The organism is Deinococcus hopiensis KR-140 (assembly GCF_900176165.1).
GTDB lineage: Bacteria > Deinococcota > Deinococci > Deinococcales > Deinococcaceae > Deinococcus > Deinococcus hopiensis.
Map to the genome: position 1 here is coordinate 96,094 of NZ_FWWU01000002.1, position 19,415 is coordinate 115,508.

Genomic DNA, 19,415 nt, shown 5'->3' on the forward strand with positions numbered 1-19,415 from the left:
GCTCAGGGCCGAACTGCCGGCTGAGGTTCACTGCTCTGCCGTCTCTTCCCCTTACATGCCCACACCCCAACGCCCACGGGCCATCTGTGGCGGACGCCATGGGCAGACATTGACCAGCAACACCGCTTGGTGGTGGCGAAAGAAGGGCGGTTGTACGTTGTGGAGGACAACCACACCAGAGAGTTGGCAAACTTGAATCTTGATCAGCCGAAGAGACAGTACCGTCCAGCCTAATCTGGGTTGGAAGTTCGTGGAGCTTCAGGCCCACCCATGGGTAAGTTTTTGACTGCCGAGAATACCGGACTCCTTGGCCTGGAATGCCAGTCACGCCGGATGAGCGCCGTTGGCGCAACCATTAGGAGGGGGTGTGGGGCAGGGGAGACGGAGCAGGATGGGAGTGCATGACCCATCTGGTCCTTCGCTGTGGGAGAACTGCTCAAGCTTGGGGTTGACGGATCACCACCTTGGGTTTGGATGGTGGAGGGGTGAATCTGAGGAGGACGCCGGCTCCAGAACGCGCAGGTGCACTTCAGCTTGTGGAGGGAGCAATAGAATATATATATCCAACCGGCCTCTTTTCTCATCCCTGCCCCTGGTCCTCCTCCTTCCCGCAGTCCTGAAAGGCACAACCTTTCCGTCCAGGCGCCTTGCTTCTTTATGCGTCGTCCCTGTACCAAAAGACCCAGGCCGACCTCGAACGCCACCTCCGCGCGGTGCAGTGGATTTCCACTCTTCGAATGCCCGGCGGCGTAAAGGGCTGGGCAGGCCACACGGTTGAGAACGTCGGGGCGAGGGTGGGAGCACCCCGATTTCGCGCACGAGGGGCAGGTGGCCTTTCCTGGACAGGGGACACCGACGCCTGAGCAGGCGGCGTCACTGAAAGTACGCAAAACCAGGGCAGAGCCAGGTAAAGGTCTGCTCCTGGAAAGAGGGTGAAAGAAGGGCGCGGATGAGTATGCCGCACATCTTCAGCGTACGTGTGACGGTCTCACTCCACGTTGCGAGTTTGGCCGGCGACTCTTGCAAAAGGTCGAATAAACGGAATCTGACCTCTACTGGACGGGCACCTTAACCGTTCCCCCAAGAATCAGCTTCTCTACCTTTTTTACTTTGGCCAACAATTCTTTCGTAATGAGCGCTGTATTAAAGTCGCCCAGGCTGAGTTCCACGCCATCGTTTTGTAGCCCAAAACCACGTTCTCCAGTTCGCCAGGGCTTACCTTGCGCGACCTCGGTTACCAGCGTGAACACTGCGTTGTCAGTGCGTTTAACTATACTGGTCAGGGTGTGATTGAGGGTCTTTCGGTCCACATCTGAGTCACCTGCGCTGTCGAGGTTGCTACTGTCCGTAGCAATGGCAAATACGGGTCGAGTGTTTCCTTTGCAATCCGCTTTGTAGGGATCGCTCCGGGGGACTTTGGCATATTGGTCATCTCGGAAGGTGACGCCCTTGGGAAGGGTTGCTTCCCGTAGGCACTGCACTGCAGTCGCTGCCGTCACCACGCTCCGGTTGTTCGCGCCTACAGCTGCCAGGACGATGTCAGCGCCCTGCGCGTATTGCTTCTTGGCAAAGTTTGAGACGACGACGACGTCACTTTGTGCTGGCACTTCCGTCACCAGCACACGGCAATCCGGGCAGGCGAAGACCACTCCTGCCTTAAAACCAGCCCGGTATTTTCTGGCGACAGCATCGTTGGCGCTGGCGACCACACCCAGCACATGGGTACTGCTGACGTTCGCGGCAAGATAGCCTGCGAGGAACGCGCCTTCTTGCTCGCGAAAACGCAGTCCTACAGTATTGGTGCCCTTGGGCAGGGTGTCCACACCCACGAAGCGGACAGATGGAAATTCCTTTGCGACACTGCTGAGGGCTTCGGCGCTGTCACGTCCCGTGGCGATGATCAGCGAACTGCCGGATTTGGCGGCGACCCGGAGTTGACGGAGGAGGTCCGCAGTATCGGTCGCTGTCGCTGTGGTATAGGGGAGGCCGTGCTCCCTGACAGCGCGTTCCAGGCCGGTAGTTGCGGCTTCGTTGGTGGCTTTGTCAAAGGGACCAGCGGCGTCGTAGACGAGGGTGATGTTAACGGTGGGAGCTGCCGCTGAAGTCATGCCAGTGAGGAAGGCGAGCGAAAGCAGGGAAGACACCCGGGCGATACGGGCAATTGAATTCATGGTGCTCTAAGTATATGGAACCGCTTCAAACAAAATTCTATCTCTGGATGCAGTCCACGATCTTGGGGCACCGCAACGCAAGGCACTTGATCAAGGGGCATGGGGTTCGGCCGTACGTGTCGGTCCCACGAGCGGCAGATTGCCAGGCGGGCCGTTGCCTCATCGAGCACGGCCATTGGCAGGAGGCCCTTCCAACACGGCGTCTTTACGGATCCGAACGCCCCTGCGCTGCAGGAAGCGCGACCTCTCGGCACCCATGAACTCCCGGTCCGCCACCAGCCACCAACGCGACGCTGGAAGGGCGTCCGGTAGCTTAGAGAGCACCCACATCCACGGTTGAGCTGGGGCGGTTGACCCCTCCTCCACCGCGGGTGGGGTTGGGTGTAAATCACTTCACCTCAGACGAGCAGATTCGGGCAGCGCAGGTCGCCTGTGGGTCTGTGTTTTTGAACACGAGTGCCGGCTGGTGGCGGTTCACGGTGACGCAAAGGGGTGGGTCCCGCTTTGGTTTCGTCAGCTCGGGAAAACCCAACGAGCACGCCTGACCTGGAGGCAATGGAGAACCCCGCCTGGGAGTAGGGTCAGGACTCCACGGTAACGCGCAGGGAGATCAGGATGACCTGGCCAGTGAGGGAAGTCATGGAGTGGTCCGTCTTCACGCGCTTTGGGGCATGACCCCCTTTGCGGTCGGCATAATGCTGGGCAATGCGCTTTTCCAGGTCTGCCTGCACATTGATGTGGGTGGAGATCACGGTCTATGCCCCCGTTTGGAACGCCGCGCGAGTGGTGGCCGAGGGAGATTTAGCTCCCCAACTTCCTGCCAGAACGGTAGGGGAGATGGGACAAGCAACTGGGAGCGTGGGAATCCCTGCTGGAGGATGAGCAGGCGGGATAACGTCCTTTCGCTATGGAAAGGACCGAAAAGGTCCACCTTGTTTTTCAGTGCCGGTGGCGTGATCCTGCTCAGTACAATTCGTCTGCGAAATCGTTGAGTTCGTCGAGGTAATCGCCGAACCACGCTTTGAAGTTGGCTTTGGTGTAGCCGCCCGTGAGGACGTAGGAGGCGTCGAGGTAGACGCCATCGTCTTCTTGTTGATAGGCCTGGGTGTACCACTCCGCGTTCCAGGTGGCCAGGGTCCTGGGGAGAGCGGCGAGGTCATCGGGGAATTCGAAGCCACTGCTGGCGGTCACGCGGGAGCATAGGCCGTTCTTGCAGTTGTCGAAGTAGAGGTAGACGGTCGTGTCCTTGACCTTCAGGACGATGGAAGGGTCGGTTTTGGCATCGCCGGGGCGAAGTGTGGGCTTGTACCCTGCCTCACTGAGGACCTTGACAAGGGTAGCGGGCTTGGCGTCAAGCACATCTGCCGTGACCGCGTGGGCCGAGGAGAGGAGCGTAAGCGAGAGGAATAAGGCGAGAGCGTTACTTTTCACGTCTCTACTGTACGGGAGCGGAAGAGCGCAGAATTGGGGGTCCTGGTCGCCGTCTCTCCGGGGGAGGGAAGATCTCGCGGGCGCGTGACCCCGTGTCCTGGCGGACGCTTTTCCTGCAGGGCACCTCGAACACCACCTTCATCCTGCATTTCACGCCCTCAGGTGCCCGACCGATCACCATCTCCCGCACCCACCCTGAACCCCCTACAGCCCAAACTCCACACTCGGCTTGTTACGCCCGTCAGGAGCCTGGTGTGCGCGCGTCCTGACGTACCGCCACCTGGACTCCACGGAGGTTGAAGCGCAATTCGAGCGCGGGTATACCGTCCTTGCCCGGAGGGATTTCACGGGCGCGGACGTCAAGAAGCTCGTGGGTGCCCCGTCTCACTCGGCGGCACGCACCGCTTGCTGCTCACGTTCGCGCAGTACGCGGGCGAAACCGTGTGCCTACTGTTGGAAGTCGTCCCGCTCCACCGGTAGGGGAAGTTCCGCTTCCTTTGCCCGCTCCTGTTCTTGTCCTCAGGTGTTCTCGTCCAGGTCGTCCAGGGCGCTGCGGGCCTCTGTAAAGCTTGGCCGCACCCGCAACGCTTCCCGGTACGCCGCCTGGGCCTGGGACGTGCGGCCCAGCCCGGCGAGCGCCCGCGCCCGCCAGTACTGCGCTTCCTCGTGGGTGGGCACCGAGCGCAGCACTGCGCCGGTCAAGGAGAGCACCTTCCCGTACTGTCCGGTGCGGGTGTACGCCTCGAACGGCCCAAAGGCGTACCACAGCGTCCGCCAGGCCAGTCCGCCCTGCACCCAGGCGGGACGCGTGGGATCCAGGGATCGGTCCGGCGTCGCCGCGAGCGCCTGATCGAAGGCCAGTGCGGCCGCACTGGCCTTCCCGGCATCCAGGTGGGCCTGCCCGAGATTAAAAAATCCCACGGCATCCGAACGCCGCGCCGCTTCACGCTGCGCGGTCCACAGCGCCGCGGCCTGTTCGCGGGCCCGGTCCGCCCGCCAGTCCAGCACGGCGCTCAGCGCGGCCCGCTTCTCCGGTGGAGTGACCACGAGAAATGTTCGCCCAAAGGACCGCCACAGCTCGTCGAACTTCGCATAATTCATCTTCAACGGTCCCAGGTAGGAGTCGAGCGCGCTGAACTGTCCGGACGCGTCGTCGTAACCGGTCAGTAGACGGTAATGTCCCATTCCGCCTGAGTCGTGCGTGATGAACCACGTTTCCACGATCACGGGGAAGCCCGCAGCAAGCAGGGAGCGCAGCAGCGTCCGGTCTCCGCCGCGCGCGAGGTGAACGTCCATGCCCTGCGCCTGCGCGAACGCCGAGAGTTCTTCGGGGGAGACGTTCACGTCCCCTCCATACGGCTTGAGTTTCGGCGCGATGGCGTACTGGTTCAAGGTGCCGCCCCAGCGGCTGAGCGCCATACCGATGGTGACTGGCCCGCAGTTGTTCAGCCGCTGGTACTCGTGCTGGACGCCACGCACGCTCGCCCGCACGGGGAGAGGCGCGATCACAGGGGACTTTACCGCAGGTGCTGGAGCAGGGGTGGATTCCGCGCTTGACGGGACAGTCGGGAGTGACCGCTCAACCGGCGGTACGTCCGGCGCAGACGCTTCTGGTCCTGGGCTGACTGGCGATGTGGTTGAGACTTGCGTCGCTGAAGCGGAGGCACTGACTGTGGACGTGCTGACCTGATGGTGGGTCACGCCGAACGCCGCAGCCCCCAGGAGGAGACCAGCAGGGAGCAGCCGGGCAGGGAGACGCATTGCTGCCCCCATCGTCTCTGCCCTTCATGATGCCTGCCTGAGGTTTCCCAGGACCGGTGTGCCGGGCCCCCACCCCCTGCATCGCCACGCAAACCTTACCAGTGGCCTGCGCCTCGGCCCGACTGTGCCAGAGTTGAGCGAGACCAGGGTTGGGCGCCTCGGGATGATCCCGTGATGGTCCGTTTGCGTGCTGAGCAGTGGCGTTCTCGCCTAGGGCACAGGCGCTGGGCGGGAGACTTCGGGGACGGGGGGTTCTTCTATTTTCATCTTTATCGTATATATTTCCATCTCCACTCACCAACGCCACCCGAGCGCCGCCGACGCTTTTCCCTTTCCTCGGCGGCGTGATCTTCACTTCATTCCGTGAGGATCAGGTCATCCGGGTGCCCTCAGCAGCCGCACGCGCTCCCCCCTTCCCCGCCGATTCGCCGCGTGGGCCACGGACGGCCCTCCATGAATCTCCGGCGCTTAATTTGTCCGTCTCGCGGGCGTCACGCGCCCGCGAGTATGTTCAGCGACATGTCTGTCACTCTCTTCCAGCAGAACAGGGGAGCCGGTTGGGGGTTGTCGGGGAGCTTGGTCACGCCCCGGCGCGGCCGGCTGACGGAGTGCGCGGGGGTGCTCAGCCCACCGGGCGGTGTTCCCGCACGGTGGGGGGTGCCGCCCGCCCGGCCCTGCCCGACCTGCGGCGGAGACCGATGAACGCCGCGCTGAAACATGGGGGCACCGCACTGGTCCTCGTGGGCCTGACGGTGGCTGTGTGCCGGCGCTGTATGACGTTACGCGCGGCTCCAGTTGGGCCAGCGTGCCAGGGGTGGTGTTGTCGTCGGCTGTGGAGACCCGGATGGTTCAGGAAAGTGACGCGTATGGGTGGAGTTCCGCTAAGTACTTCGAACCGCGGGTGACCTACCGGTACGAGGTTGACGGCGTCAGCCGCGTCGGCCATCACCTGATGGCGCATTCCGCGGCGTCACGCGATCAGCAGTGGGCATGGACCCAACGGGCCCAGTACCGGGTGGGCGCAGCGGTGCCGGTCTACGTTTCCCCGGACCGCACCCAGTCGGTGCTGGTACCTGGGCTTGGCACGCAGGTGTGGCGCTGGCTTCTTCTGCCTGCAGCGCTGCTGCTGCTGGGGGCAGGACGCTTCTGGGCGGGACAGGTGGGAAGCGGCGCGCAGAGCCGGCATTAACGCGCTCCCGCCTGGAGAAGGCATTGGAATGAAGTTGAAGAGCGGCAGGGGCCTGACCCACCGCGGCCACGCCAGGAAGCGGTCCGCTGCGGCCGGCTGCATGCCTCGCTGGGGTGCCCCGCGCCACACCGCACGGCGCGTGGTCGTGCAGGACGGTTCTGCCTGTTCCGCAGGCAACGGGTCAGGACGCCCGTCAGTCTCACCCCGCCCGAAAAGCGCCGTCTGGCCACAGCTGGAATGGCGCCAACGGCGACGCTGGACCGCCCTGCTGCCCCACACCTCACGGGCGGCGTCACCGCATCATCCAGCTGTCACGGTGCATCCCGGACACTCTTCAGGTCGCGCGTGCCCGGTATCAGCCGGAATCCGGATCACACGGACCAAAGCCAGTCGTTGCCGCAACAGCGGGCCACTTCACCCTTGTGCCCCATGGAGGTCCATATGACGCTCAACCCTACTCACCTGCCTGTTCCGACTGAACTCGTCACGCCGCGTTTCGCGCTGCGCCGTCAACAGTTGACCGACAACGCCGTGGATTACGACGCGGTTATGGACTCCCAGGGGGACCTCCGAATCTGGAGTGATAGCACCTGGCCGGAAGACACCTTCACCCTGAAAGAGAATGCGCAGGATCTCGCAATGCACATCGGCGAGCACGACCGCGATGAGGCCTACGGGTTCAGCATCTTCAGCGCGGACCAGGGTCAGTTCCTGGGGTCGTTGTATGTCAATCAGGTGGCGCCCTTTATCGACAATTACCGAACTGATTCGCAGACGGCGGAGCGGCTGAAACAGGTCGACGCCCGCGTGGAGTACTGGCTGCGCCGGGGGGTGGACCGGGCCTTCGAAATGGAGTTTCTGCGTGCCGTTCAGGCCTGGATGGTGGAGGCGTGGTGGTTCCAGCGCGTGGCGTTCGGTTCACGGCGGGGCATGCACGAGCAGCGCGGCCGGTACGAAGCGGCTGGCATGACAGAACTGGCGCAGCTGATCGCGAAAGAAGGCGAGCGGCGCTTCCACTTCCACACCTGAGCGTACGCACCTCGGCCGCGACGCGAGACCCGCACCCCGAATAGGCAAATTCCCATTGAAGGGTGGACGCTGCCATAACACCGGGTGACCGAACAGGCAAACACATATGCGGGTGTTCGCCTGCTCGGTTGCTGCCGAGTTCACTCGTTTGCACCTGAACGCACTTTGCCTCGAGAGAAAGGAGGCATGCGTCGGGGCTGGGGAAGACGGCCGGCGGTCATCTGCGGCCTTGGCGCGGTGAATGCGGGCCCACCCACCTGCACCGGTCCCCCGTCAGGTGGCTGCAGCAAGGTGAGCATGAAGTGGTGATCCCTGAAGGACATACCCCTTCCTGATAACCGCGGGAGACTGGAGTGTACCCAATCGAGCGGAGCGCGGGGCAAGTCACACCTGGGTTGCGTTACAAGAGCATCATCAGAAGGCGAAGGGAGTGGGGTTGGTCTCCTACAGAAAGGCGAGCAGTCAGCCCAGCGTCATCTACGACCATGCGGTGGAGGAAGCGCTGTGTTTGAGCAGGGGTAACCTGGGCTCTCCCATCAGCGTCAAGAGTGCCGGCCTCGCCTGATCGTCATCGCCGCGTGGGTAGTTACCGCGGTGAGCAGTGACGCAGGCAGAAGCTATACGACGCTTCACGAACTCCCGTTTCTCTACAGGAGGATAAAACCATGGCGAATCTCAACGGTCAGACACTGGATGCACGGCAGAGCGGGACCTTCAAGATTGGCGGTGACCTGGAAGTCACCCGGCTGGGTTTCGGTGCCATGCGGATCACTGGCCCTGGCATTTGGGGTGAGCCCGCAGACCGTGACGAAGCGCTGCGGGTGCTGCGCCGCCTCCCAGAAGTGGGGGTCGACTTTGTTGACACGGCAGACGCCTACGGACCCGATGTCTCCGAGAACCTCATTGCAGAAGCGCTGGCACCGTACCACAAGCTCGTGGTCACGACCAAGGGCGCCAATACGCGTCAAGGTCCAGACCGCTGGGCCGCCGTTGGCCGTCCTGAGTACCTTCGGCAGTGCGTCCTGATGAGCCTCCGGCGCCTCAAACTCGAACAGCATCCTCTGTGGCAGCTTCACCGCATTGATCCCAACGTGCCAAGAGACGAGCAATTTGGCGCGCTCCGGGAGATGCAAAACGAGGGGCTGATCCGGCATCTGGGTTTGAGCGAGGTTTCCGTCGAGGAGGTTCAGGCAGCGCAACAGCACTTTCAAGTGACCACCGTTCAAAACATGTACAACCTGGTCACGCGCAAGAGCGAAGCGGTGCTGGAGTACTGTGAGGCTCAGGGCATTGGCTTTATTCCCTGGGCGCCGCTGGCGTTTGGCGACCTTGCTCGGCCTGGCAGTCTGCTCGATGGTCTGGCGTTGCAATACGGCGCTGCGCCATCGCAAATCACGCTGGCGTGGATTCTCCAGCGGAGCCCAGTGATGCTGCCCATTCCCGGCACGAGCCGGGTAAAGCACCTGGAGGAGAATGTCGCCGCCGCTTCGCTCACGTTAAGTGATCAAGACTTCCAGGCCCTGGATGAGCAGGGCAGGTCGTTGAGCGCGTAAGCATCCGAAGAACAGCGCACGTCCCGCCAGTGTGGTTTCTCTGGCGGGACACTGCAGCAATCGACGCCACGGGTACAATGTTGGGCTCCCCGACGTTGGTCTCAGTCGCCACTGGGTAACGCCAAAAGCCCAGGACGCCACGATCAGCAAACGCCGCTTTCACAGCCTCGAAGACCTGCCGCTCTCCCTCCTCACCCATAGCTTTGAACGCTTCGATCTGGATGAACTCCGCCACAGCGCATAGCTTACGGCGACTCGCCTTACAGTACAGCTCAACTGCAGATGCTGAGCTTGGTTTGAGCCGCGACCACAAGGGAACTGCTCTGTGGGGGAGACCCCGGAAGTAGAGGAGCACATTGGGCTTCCCAAGCCTAGAGCATTTGTCCGAATGACGCCATGAAGGATGGCCTTCTACTCACGGCGCCATTCTTCCCAACACGCCTTCAAATTCACCCACCCTACTTGGTCAAAAAGAAGTCCTCTTTTTGACAAACGCTCTAGGCCGTGATGAACGAGTGTCAACCAGTATGTGCCGGGTCCGTTGGCTTCCTGAACTGTGGGGCTCTCCAGGGTCGAAAGTTGGCTGGTGCAGGGTCGGGCGGGCATTGAAGGGGTTCGGCGGTTGCTCTATGGACAGCGCTTGGATCGATTCTTCGTCTACAGCCTCCTGAGTGCCGCTTTCGGCACGCCGTTCAGGGTGTCGTAGTCGCTGGGTGTCGTAGTCGCTGCCGAGCGTGACCACCGTGGGGTACTCCGCGTCGTCGCGGCAAAACCCGTCGTGGACTGCCGCAGGCTAATCATGCGCTGTGCCGACCCTGCGCTCCGGCCCCTGCTTCAGGGCTGCTCGGGGGCCTGCCGCTCGGCTGCGGATTCCATCAGTAGGAAGAAGGCCTGCCCCTCCGGCGCAACACCGGGCGCGTCGAAGCTGGGAGCGCCGCACACGCCCTGCACAAAGCCCAGGGCGTCGACCTGGGCGCGTGCGGCGCGGCGCATGCGGTCGGCAGCCTCGCGGTAGCTTGGCCCGAGCCAGCCTCCGCGCAGTCCGCTGTAGATGGCGTAGGCCAGCATCTGAGCCGCGTTGGTCTCGACGAAGCTGTCGGGACGGTCGAGCACGTTGTGGAACAGGCCGTCCGGGCGCTGGAAAGCGAGGCAGCCGTCGAGGAGCTCGCGCAAGTACGTGGTGAGGCGCTCGCGATCCGGCTGCCTGTGGGCCGGCAGAGCGCCAATCACGCGCGTAAGGCCCGCCGCGGCCCAGCCGTTGCCCACGCCCCAGAATGCCGGGTTCTCAAATCTCTGCGCTTCGTCATCCCAGATGTGCGAGTACAGCCGGGCCTTGGCATTCCACAGGTACAGGCGTAGCCCCTCGACCTGGCGGATGGCCTCGTCGTGCTCGCCTACGGCCGCGAGGTAAGGCGGCGCGCAGTGGAAGCTGTCGACCCACCTCTGCTGCGCCGCGTGGTACAGCGTGCCGTCGGGCGCGCGCCTCGCGCGCTCCAGGATGTAGCGCCGCAAATGCGCCTCGGCCTCTTGAAGCGCGGCCTCGCCGGTGGCCTGTGCGGCCCGCCACAGAGCTTCCCCGAGCATGGCGCAGTCAATCAGGCCGCCGCTGTTGCCCAGGGTGGCGATCGTGCCCTCGCCGCCTTTGTAGATCAGCGCAGCCCGTACCAGCTGGGCCACCCTGCTGCCCTCACCGGCTTCGAGGAAAACCTGCGCCATTACCCCCTGCTCCCAGTCCTTGCGCTGCATCGCCAGCGCAGCCTCACGCACCCGCACCACGAGCGGATCCAGGCGCGGCGTGACTGCGGATGTTGGGGGTGAATTGAAGTGCCTCATGTCGTTATCCTCAAAAATGGCAGAAGATGCGGGAAAAAGCTGCCGCCGCCACCCATCTCCGGCATTATCCCATGGTGGAAACTTGAGAGTAAGTCGTGGGCGTTTTGCGGCGTGGAGACAAGCTCCTCGGCCTTAGGGGTATCCGGCTGTACTTCGGGGCAAACCAGGAGCGTATACATTTGCTGTCTGGCACAATATTTACGGATCCGTACAATGTTGAAACCACTTCGTGCAGTGGCCCTGAGAGGGGCAGAAGCGGCTGCCCTTCCCCTGACGGAGGAATGTGCACGGCGCCAACCGTGAAACCCAGAGCCAGGGATTCAGGACAGCACCATTCGCCCCTGAGCGCTCGGGCCGACAAGGCTGGGTCACGTCCAGGACAGCTGTTGCGTAGACACCACAATTGAAGCTTGACCATACAAGCCAGCCCCGGGGGTGGAGCCGCTCAGCGTTCACGCCAGTAGGCTGCAGCTGCGGCAATGCCGAATTCCTGGTCGAGTTTCGCTTCCCAGACACCGGCCGTGGTGTCGGGGCCAGCACCAAGCGAAACTTTGCCTTCGATGCGCAGGCCGGCGTCCACGACGCCCTGGCCGTCGAATTTTAAGTACATGCTTTCCTTGACGCCGAGGCCAGACTTGTTGACACTGCTGCCGGGCGTGCCCTTGGGCTGCTTGAGTTCGGCCTTGATACCAAAAAAGAGGGTGCCCGAGCCGTTCCAGTCGAGCTTGGCGCCGGTAAAGAGGCCGACGCCGAAGGCGGCGCTGATCCTGGGGGAAAGCTCGAGGTCCAGACCCCTGCAGCTCACGCCGAAGCTCAGGCCCAGCCCCGCAGCCTTCAGCGTCGGCAGCGGCACTTTCGATTTGAGCTTCCCGCTGGCGACGACGCCGCCGCAAGGGTCGGCCGACAGTTCCGGCAAGGGGGGAAGGTCGAGCGAAACGGGCTGCAGACTGTTTTGGTCGCAGACGGTCTTGCTCACGTCGGACATTTGAATGGCGGCGCCCACAATCGGGCCGTAGAACAGTGATTTGGCGCTGCTTTCGATGCGCAGGCGGGCTGCGGCGCGCTCGGCCGGGTCGGGCAGGTTCGCAGCGAGGGCCGTCTGGTGCTTCACGAGCAGCGACACGTAGTGGGCCATGGCGTGTTCCTGCCCGACCGCGAACGGGCGCAGCCCACCGAGATACAGCGCCTCGGCTTTGTCGCGCGCCTCGTCACGCGCCGCGCAGCTCGGGAAATCCGACGCGGCACGCAGGGCGGTATTGCGCGCCTCGGCGAAGCGAGGTACCGCATCCCAGAAAGCGTAGTGAGCCTCCCACGCGGCTCTATACGCGCCCCACAATTCCGGCTCAAAGGACGCAGTATTGATGGCCTGATCCACCAGTCGTTTCCAGCGCTGCTCGCCTGCGTCGAGGTTTGCCTCGTTCGAGCGCCGCGCCGCCTGCGCGCTGATTGCGCGCAGTTCGGCCTGCCCGGTGCGCTCGAGCTGCAGGTAGTGCTCGTGGAGTTTGATGGCGTCGCGGCGATGGCGGGGGAGTTTGAGGGGCGGCAGGTTGAAGGTTGCGCCGCGCGACAAGTCAAACAGATCCCGGGCAGGACGGCGGGACGCGGCGTTCGTCACGCTTTGCAGACCGCCGCCGTGCCGGTTGGGGACGCTCTCCTTAAGCGGCAGGTCCGCACCGGCCTGGCTGTCTGGGGTCCGCCGCATGGCCGCGCGCGCCTCGCGGGTGGCAGCGTCGAGTTGACCCTGGCACAGCAACACCTCCGAGAGGTTGGCGTGCGCTTCAGCCAGGTCCGGCGCGAGCTTGAGGGCCGCGCGGAGCGGCGTTTCAGCTTCCTTCCAGCGGCCGAGGCCCAGCAGGGCATGCCCACGGTTGGACAGCGCCAGGGCCCGGCCGGGCACGCCGCCCGGCGCTGGCCAGGACCCGCCGAGCCGGTCAGCCTGGTCCAGGAACGCGACCGCTTCCGTAGGCAGGCCCGCGAGGGACAGCACGCCCGCGGCGTTCACCAACGTCCAAGCGCTTTCGGGATTTGCGCGGTGCGCCGCGAGTAGCAGGGCGAGCGCCAGCCGCGGACTGCCCGCTGCCATGGCCGCCGCTACGTCGTCGCTGCGTACCGCGCTGCGGACCTCGCTGGCCTGCGCGCCGACCAGCTTCTCCGCCATGGCGAGCGCAGTCTTGAAGGGCATGGCGCCGGTGGCGGTGCCTGTCGGCAGCGGGGGGACGCCGCTGCGCCGCATTTGGGTGAGCTGTTTGAGGCTTTGCTGCAGCCCCAGGTACGCCGGATCGCTCGGCTTCATCCCGGCCAGCATCCGCCCGAGGTCTTTGATCATCTTGTCGAGGTTCTGCCCGCCGCCGGGCGCCAGGCCGGGCGTACGCGGGTCACGCACGGCGGTTGTGCAGGCGCGGTCCTGGTCCTGCGTGAGCTCGTCGCGGTGCTCGGCGAGCGGCGGCAGCTGCGTCTGGTCACTCCAGGCGCGCCAGGAGCCGCCCGCGAGGGCAGAAGAGGCGAGCAGGCCAGCGATGAGGGGCAGTTTGAGCAGGGCAAGTCTGTGCATACCCTTACCGTGCCCGGCCAGGCATGGCATGAGGATGTCGGGTGCCCCGCGGGCAGTGCCCGTCGGGCGCAACATCCTGGTTTCACGGTCGGCCAAATAGCGTTGCAAGACCGTGACCCCCGACGGCTGGCACCGCAGTGCCCACGCCCGGCGCACGGCAGGGAGGTCGTATGGAAGAGGACCCGAACAGCAACGCAGCGGCGCCACGCGCAGCGCAGGTGTACGTCCTGCGCATGTGGCAGGAGGGCAACGCGGACGGCGTGACGTGGCGGGCGTCCACCCGAACAGGCACACACGGCGAGCGGCGGTACTTCGCAAGTGTGGATGAACTGCTGGAATTCCTGTACCGCGAGGCGCTGCGCGTATGACGCCAGCCGGTCCCTGGGGCGCGGCGTGTGCAGCCGCACCAGTACATGTTTTTGCTACGATCAGCGTCACATGACAGCGTCAGATGCATGGCGGCTTTCCGTAATGGGGGCCGGGCACCTCTGGGACCCGGAGGGCCGCGCCGTGCGGTGCGACGGGAAGGGGCTGCTGCTCCTGACGTACCTGGCCCTGGAAGGCGCCACGCCTCGCTCGCGGTTGGCAGACCTGTTCTGGCCGGACCGCGCGGAGCACGTGGCGCGCAACAACCTGGTGCAGCTGCTGCGGCGCATGCGCGCCGCGTACGGCGCCGAGCTGGTGATCGGGCACGAGAAGCTGACGCTCGCCGGGGCCCTCAGTACCGACGTGCAGGTGCTGCTGGACGGCAGCGCCGATTCGATTGCCAAGGCCGAATTGCTGCAGGGCCTGACCGTCGAGGACAGCGAGGACCTCGCAGACTGGCTGAATGTGCAGCGCGAACGCCTGGACCACCGGCGCGCGCAGCTGCTCACCCGGCGCGCCGAGGCGCTGGAGGCGCAGGGTGACTACGGCACGGCGCTCGCGCTCGCGCAGCGCACGCTCACCCTGGATCCATTGTCCGAGGACGCGCACCGCCGCGTGATGCGTCTGCACTACCTCAGCGCGGACGCCGCGCAGGCACTGCGGGTGTACGCCCGGCTGCAGGCGGCGCTGCGCGAAACGCTCAGTACCACGCCGATGCCGGAAACCCAGGCGCTTGCGAGGCTCATTGAGCGCGGCGAGCGCCTGCCCACGGTACCAGCGCCCGCGCCACGCCTGCAGCTGCCACCGCCGCCGGTGCTGGTCGGCCGCGGTCGCGAGTGGGCGACGCTGGAAGGTGCGTGGCAGGCGGGGAAGTTCATCATCATCGCCGGTGAGCCGGGCGTCGGCAAATCCAGACTCGCCGAGGACTTCGCGCGCAGCAAGGGCCGGGTGCTGTCGCTGGGCGGCCGGCCCGGCGATCACCTTGCGCCGTATACCGTCGCGGCGCGCAACTTGCGCCGAGTGCTGAACGGTGCGCAGGCGCCGCTGCCGGACTGGGCGCGCCGCTCGCTCAGCTGGCTGCTGCCGGAAGTCGCGCTGCCGGGCGAGCCGCCGCTAGACAGCGCGGACGCACGTCTTCACGAAGCGATTCAGTACGCGTTCAGCACCGGACTCTCCGAGGTGGACGTCTGCCTTTTCGACGACCTGCAGTACGTGGACGAGGCGACCATCGAAGCGGCATTCATCCTGATCGACGCGATGTTCCCGCTGGGCCGCCCGGGCGGACTGCCACACTTCGTGGCGGTGCACCGCCGTGATGAACTGCCGGCCTTTACCCGCGCCGTGCACGAGCGGCTGGTGAAGGCCGGGCAAGCGGTCTGGGTGGACGTGACGCCGCTCCCAGAAGGCGCGGTGCACGCGATGATCACCAGCATGCTCCCTGCGCAGGACGCGCCGCGCGCTGCGGACCTTGCACGCTCGACCGGCGGGAACCCGCTGTTCGCCGTGGAGTCCGTCAAAGCGTTCTTTGAAGCGCAGGGGGCGCAGGAACCCGCGCCGAAACTGCCTGAGAAGGTGGGCGAGGTGATCTCGTGGCGCCTGGCACGCCTGCCGAAAATGACGCTGCAGGTGGCGCGCGCCGCGGCAGTGCTGCAGCGGGAGTTCTCACCGGAACTGGTCGCGCAAGTGCTGTCCGCGCCGCTGCTGGACGTGGCAGCCGCCTGGGAGGACCTCGAAGCGGCGCAGATCCTGCGGGACGACCGGTTCGTGCACGACCTGGTGTACGAGGCCGTGCTGGCACAGTTGCCGGCCGCGGTGCGGCGCCTGCTTCACCGCGGCAGCGCACGCGCGCTGACCGAGGCGGGCGCCGCACCCGCGCGCATCGCGCAGCAGTGGCTGGACGGAGGGCAGGCACGCGAGGCGCTGCCGTGGCTGCTGCGAGCGGCGGACAGCGCCCGTGCGGGGCTGCGACTGCGGGAGGCGGCCGAGCTGATTGACCGTGCCGCGCGCCTCCGGCAGGCCGGTGGGGACGCCGCGGGGGCCTTTGCCCTGTGGGTACAGCGCGCACAGACGCTGGCGCCCAGCGATGACCGCGAAGCGCGGCAGCACGCCGTGAACACCCTGCTGGAGCAGGCGGCGACGCCCCACGAGCGCGCGCGCGCCTGGCAGCTGCAGGCAGAACTGTTTGCGGCGTGCCACGAGGGTGTCCGCGCGGAAGTGGCAGTGCGCCGCGGTCTGGAAGCCCTGGCGGACGACGAAGCGCCGGCGCTTCGCGCCAGCCTCCTGTCGGATCTTGGCGCGGCCTTATGGACGCAGGGCCGCGTCACGCAGGCGGTCACGGTGCTGGAGGATGCGCGGGCGCGTCTGGAGCCGCTGGGCGTCACGCCCGAACTCGCGGGCGTGCTCAGCAGCCTCGCGGTGGTCCTTGACCACCAGGACCGCCACGCCGAGGCAGACGCGCAGCACCAGCGCGCCTGCGCGCTGCTGGAAGCGCAGGGCGACACTGGGAACCTGCTGGTGGCGCTGCGGAACCATTCGGTGTGCCTGTGCGACCTGGGCCGCGTGCGTGAAGGCCTGACGCTCCTGCAGCGCGCCCTGGCGCTGGAGGAGGGCAGCGCGGCAGGCCTGTGGAACACCGCGATCGGGCACGCGCTGGTGGCGCAGGCGCACGCGGACCTGAGCGAGTACGACCTGGCCCTGCAGCACTACGCGCGCGCGCAGACCGCGCCCGAAGACCTGAGCGGCTGGCTGCGTGCCTACTACCGCGCGGGCGAGGCCGAAGTGTGGCTGGCGCTCGGCGAGGCGGCGCGGGCCGAGCAGGACCTGCAGGCCGTTGCGGACGCGCCAGGCCTGCCGGACGCCTATCGCGTGCGGGTGCTGGTCGCGCTGGGCCGCGCTGCGCACGCGCTCGGCAGGGACACGAGCGTACCCTTCGCGCGCGCTGAGGCGCTGCTGGACGGTGCGGATCGGCCGCTGTCGCGCGTGCGGCTGCTCCTGGCGCGCGCCGCCACCAGCGCGCCGGACGCGGCGCTGCCGCTTACCGACGCGGCCCGGGCACTGGCGCGCGCGCACGAATTGCCCGGCTATGAGCTCAGCGCGGACCTGCGCGCCGCGCTCGCATTTGGGGGTCTGGGCCGTGCGGACGACGCCATGCGCTGCAGCAAACGCGCCGAGGCACGCCTCGCTGCGGTGGAGCCGGCGGACATGACGCGCGGCGAGGCGCTGTTTGCGCTGCACGTCGCGCGCCACGCCGCCGGGCACCCGGACGCCGACGCGTACCTGCAGGCTGCGGCAGACTGGGTGCGGCACACCGCTGAACGCCACGTGCCGGTACCAGCACGCCCACCGTTCCTGACGCGGCACCCGGTAAATACCGCGATTCTCGCGGCGCGCACACCGCCTGAGGCGCACGACGCGTTTGCTACTGTGAGGCATGCCTGAACGCCCATCCGGCTGGCGCCTGGCGCTGCTGGGACCGCCGCGACTGATGACGCCGAACGGCGCAGTGGTCCCGTGTGAACGCAAAACGGCGGGGCTACTCTCCTACCTCGCGCTGGAAGGCCCCACGCCGCGCGCGCGGCTGGCGGCGCTGCTGTGGCCAGACACCCCGATGGCCGTCGCGCGCAACAACCTGCTGCACCTGCTACGCCGCCTGCGTGACGCCTGCGGGGAGGACCTCACCGGCGGGGGCGACCCGCTGCGCCTGATGGACGGTGTGCAGGTGGACGCGAACGCCCTGAACGCCCCACCCGGCGCGCGGGACCTGCCGGACGGAACGCTGCTCGATGGTGTAGACCTCGATGCCTGCCCGGACCTCGCCGAGTGGTTGTTCGCGCAGCGTGAACTGATCGCCACGCGCCGCGTCACCGCGTACCATGCCAGTCTGCGGTGGCGGGCGGACCGCGGGGATTTGAGCGAGGCGCTCATCCTCGCCGAACGGTTGCTTCGCCTGGACCCACTTGACGAGGAGCTGCACCGCACCCTCATGCGCCTGCATTACCTGAACGGCGACCGCCCCGCGGCGCTGCGCGCCTACCACCGCTGCAAGGACCTGCTGGCGCGCGAGCTGTGCGCTGACCCCGCCCCGGACACCGTGCAGCTCGCGCGTAGTATCGACGAGGGGACGCTGAGCGTCCACGCGCCTGAGCCCAGCACGAAGCGCCTGCCACTCAGCGTGCTGCGACCGCCCACCCTGATTGGCCGTGAAGCCGCCTGGGCGCAGCTTGAAGCGGCGTGGGCGGCTGGGAAGATGATCTACATCACCGGCGATCCTGGCGTGGGCAAAACCCGCTTTGCGCAGGACTTCGCGCGCAGCAAAGGCCGCACGCTGTACTTACCCGGACATCCGGGCATGGAGGCTGTCCCATTCTCCGGCGCGGCGCACAACGCCCGCGCGCGCCTCGCTGCGGCGCCGCAAGTGCAGCTGCCGGACGATGTGCGGCGCCAGCTGTCGCGGGTGCTCCCCGAACTGCGTGACGGCCAGGATCCGCCGCCGATGGTGGGCGACGCGGACCGCCTGCAGTTTTTCGGCGCGCACATGGACATGGTGCGCCGCACGTCAGCTGGCTTTGCGGCCGTGATTGCGGATGACACCCAGTACTACGACCAGGCCACCGTGGACCTCGGCACATACATGCTGTCACGCGCGCCGCTCGGCGCGCGTGACGGCATCCCGCGGCACCTGTCGGTCTACCGCCGGGGGGAGCTGACCCCAGAGGTGCTCGCCACCGTCGACCACCTGGTGCAGACCGGCGTGGCGGTGCGCATCGAACTCGGCCCGCTTGACGAGCGCGCCATGAGCGCGCTGCTACGCGACCTGGACGTGCCCGACATCCCCGAGGTGCACCGCGCGCTGCTGGACCTGACCGGCGGCAATCCACAGTTCGTACTGGAAACCGTCAAACACCTCCACGAGCGTGGCGACTTTGGCGCTGCGCCGACCTTGCGCGGCGCACCCGCCACCGTCACCGCGATGATCGGCCGCCGCCTCGCGCGGCTGTCACCTCTGGCACTGCAGGTGGCGCGCGCCGCGGCGGTCCTGCGCAGCGACTTCAGCATTGAGCTGGTCACCGAGGTGCTGGGCGCCACCCTCCTGGACACGGCGGGCGCGTGGGAGGAACTGGAAGACGCGCAGGTCATGACCGGCGAGCACTTTGCGCATGACCTGGTGCTGGAAGCGGCCCTGGCTGGCCTGCCGGATACCACGCACCGCCTGCTGCACCGCGGAAGCGCGCGGGTGCTCGCGCGGACCGGCGCGGAAGCGGCGCGGGTCGCACGGCACTGGCTGAGCGGCGGCGACCTGAAGCAGGCCGCACCGTGGCTGCTGCGGGCCGGTGAGGCGGCCGAAGGTACGCTGCGGCTGCCTGAAGCGCTGCAGTTGTACGAAGACGCTCGCCGCGCGTATGCGAACACGGATGACGCGAGCGGCATGAAGGCTGCGTCGCGGGCCATCGCGCAGGTTCAGGCCCGTCTGAGCGGCGCCTGATCCGGCAAAGCCTGCAGGGGGGAAGGCCGGGGAACATCGGCGCGTCATG

General features: G+C 66.2%; 14 protein-coding genes. 7 read left to right on the plus strand and 7 right to left on the minus strand.

Annotation, left to right across the window (positions count from 1 at the left end; all coding sequences use genetic code 11):
* Positions 1-1,052 precede the first annotated feature (1,052 nt).
* From B9A95_RS01170 to B9A95_RS33090, 5 genes are all read right to left on the minus strand, one after another.
* Positions 1,053-2,171, minus strand: a complete 1,119-nt coding sequence (locus B9A95_RS01170) for a BMP family lipoprotein (RefSeq protein ID WP_084045145.1) — start codon at positions 2,169-2,171, stop codon at positions 1,053-1,055.
* A 581-nt stretch (positions 2,172-2,752) separates the two neighbouring features.
* Positions 2,753-2,923, minus strand: a complete 171-nt coding sequence (locus B9A95_RS33085; RefSeq protein WP_170928364.1) for a hypothetical protein — start codon at positions 2,921-2,923, stop codon at positions 2,753-2,755.
* Positions 2,924-3,134: 211 nt separating this feature from the next.
* Positions 3,135-3,602 (minus strand): YbjN domain-containing protein, encoded by a 468-nt coding sequence (locus B9A95_RS01175; protein WP_084045146.1) that lies wholly within the window; start codon positions 3,600-3,602, stop codon positions 3,135-3,137.
* 519 nt (positions 3,603-4,121) lie between these two features.
* On the minus strand, positions 4,122-5,111 hold the full coding sequence (locus B9A95_RS01180) for a C39 family peptidase (protein WP_245808079.1): 990 nt from the start codon (positions 5,109-5,111) through the stop codon (positions 4,122-4,124).
* A 743-nt stretch (positions 5,112-5,854) separates the two neighbouring features.
* A complete protein-coding gene (locus B9A95_RS33090) occupies positions 5,855-6,082 on the minus strand; it encodes a hypothetical protein (RefSeq protein WP_170928365.1) in 228 nt (75 codons plus the stop codon).
* Between the two features lie 41 nt (positions 6,083-6,123).
* On the opposite strand from B9A95_RS33090, the gene B9A95_RS01185 reads away from it, so the two are divergent.
* The 4 genes from B9A95_RS01185 (at position 6,124) to B9A95_RS01195 (ending at position 9,134) form a co-directional block, all read left to right on the plus strand.
* Entirely contained in the window at positions 6,124-6,552 is a 429-nt protein-coding gene (locus B9A95_RS01185; protein WP_170928366.1) for a DUF3592 domain-containing protein, read from the plus strand.
* Positions 6,553-6,993: 441 nt separating this feature from the next.
* On the plus strand, positions 6,994-7,581 hold the full coding sequence (locus B9A95_RS01190) for a hypothetical protein (protein ID WP_084045149.1): 588 nt from the start codon (positions 6,994-6,996) through the stop codon (positions 7,579-7,581).
* Positions 7,582-8,017: 436 nt separating this feature from the next.
* Positions 8,018-8,146: a hypothetical protein gene (locus B9A95_RS36010; RefSeq protein ID WP_281255792.1), complete on the plus strand. Its 129-nt coding sequence runs from the start codon at positions 8,018-8,020 to the stop codon at positions 8,144-8,146.
* A 100-nt stretch (positions 8,147-8,246) separates the two neighbouring features.
* Positions 8,247-9,134 (plus strand): aldo/keto reductase, encoded by an 888-nt coding sequence (locus B9A95_RS01195; RefSeq protein WP_084045150.1) that lies wholly within the window; start codon positions 8,247-8,249, stop codon positions 9,132-9,134.
* A gap of 834 nt (positions 9,135-9,968) precedes the next feature.
* On the opposite strand, the gene B9A95_RS01200 is transcribed toward B9A95_RS01195, so the two are convergent.
* Both B9A95_RS01200 and B9A95_RS01205 read right to left on the minus strand, forming a co-directional pair.
* On the minus strand, positions 9,969-10,967 hold the full coding sequence (locus B9A95_RS01200) for a glycoside hydrolase family 88 protein (RefSeq protein WP_084045151.1): 999 nt from the start codon (positions 10,965-10,967) through the stop codon (positions 9,969-9,971).
* A 445-nt stretch (positions 10,968-11,412) separates the two neighbouring features.
* Positions 11,413-13,518 (minus strand): tetratricopeptide repeat protein, encoded by a 2,106-nt coding sequence (locus tag B9A95_RS01205; protein WP_084045152.1) that lies wholly within the window; start codon positions 13,516-13,518, stop codon positions 11,413-11,415.
* Between the two features lie 170 nt (positions 13,519-13,688).
* Here B9A95_RS01205 and B9A95_RS01210 point away from each other — a divergent pair, with 170 nt between their 5' ends.
* From B9A95_RS01210 to B9A95_RS01220, 3 genes are all read left to right on the plus strand, one after another.
* Positions 13,689-13,886: a hypothetical protein gene (locus tag B9A95_RS01210; RefSeq protein ID WP_084045153.1), complete on the plus strand. Its 198-nt coding sequence runs from the start codon at positions 13,689-13,691 to the stop codon at positions 13,884-13,886.
* Positions 13,887-13,956: 70 nt separating this feature from the next.
* Positions 13,957-17,322: an ATP-binding protein gene (locus tag B9A95_RS01215; RefSeq protein ID WP_084045154.1), complete on the plus strand. Its 3,366-nt coding sequence runs from the start codon at positions 13,957-13,959 to the stop codon at positions 17,320-17,322.
* Complete coding sequence (locus tag B9A95_RS01220; protein ID WP_084045155.1) at positions 17,315-19,366, plus strand: ATP-binding protein; 2,052 nt, start codon at positions 17,315-17,317, stop codon at positions 19,364-19,366. The genes B9A95_RS01215 and B9A95_RS01220 overlap by 8 nt, the downstream gene beginning before the upstream one ends.
* Positions 19,367-19,415 lie beyond the last annotated feature (49 nt).

Bases quoted from the DNA above. Each gene is read 5' to 3' on its own strand.
- B9A95_RS01170 (WP_084045145.1), bottom strand. From the start codon at position 2,171: ATGAATTCAATTGCCCGTATCGCCCGGGTGTCTTCCCTGCTTTCGCTC.
- B9A95_RS33090 (WP_170928365.1), bottom strand. From the start codon at position 6,082: ATGTTTCAGCGCGGCGTTCATCGGTCTCCGCCGCAGGTCGGGCAGGGC.
- B9A95_RS01190 (WP_084045149.1), top strand. From the start codon at position 6,994: ATGACGCTCAACCCTACTCACCTGCCTGTTCCGACTGAACTCGTCACG.
- B9A95_RS01195 (WP_084045150.1), top strand. From the start codon at position 8,247: ATGGCGAATCTCAACGGTCAGACACTGGATGCACGGCAGAGCGGGACC.
- B9A95_RS01200 (WP_084045151.1), bottom strand. From the start codon at position 10,967: ATGAGGCACTTCAATTCACCCCCAACATCCGCAGTCACGCCGCGCCTG.
- B9A95_RS01205 (WP_084045152.1), bottom strand. From the start codon at position 13,518: ATGCACAGACTTGCCCTGCTCAAACTGCCCCTCATCGCTGGCCTGCTC.
- B9A95_RS01210 (WP_084045153.1), top strand. From the start codon at position 13,689: ATGGAAGAGGACCCGAACAGCAACGCAGCGGCGCCACGCGCAGCGCAG.
- B9A95_RS01215 (WP_084045154.1), top strand. From the start codon at position 13,957: ATGACAGCGTCAGATGCATGGCGGCTTTCCGTAATGGGGGCCGGGCAC.
- B9A95_RS01220 (WP_084045155.1), top strand. From the start codon at position 17,315: ATGCCTGAACGCCCATCCGGCTGGCGCCTGGCGCTGCTGGGACCGCCG.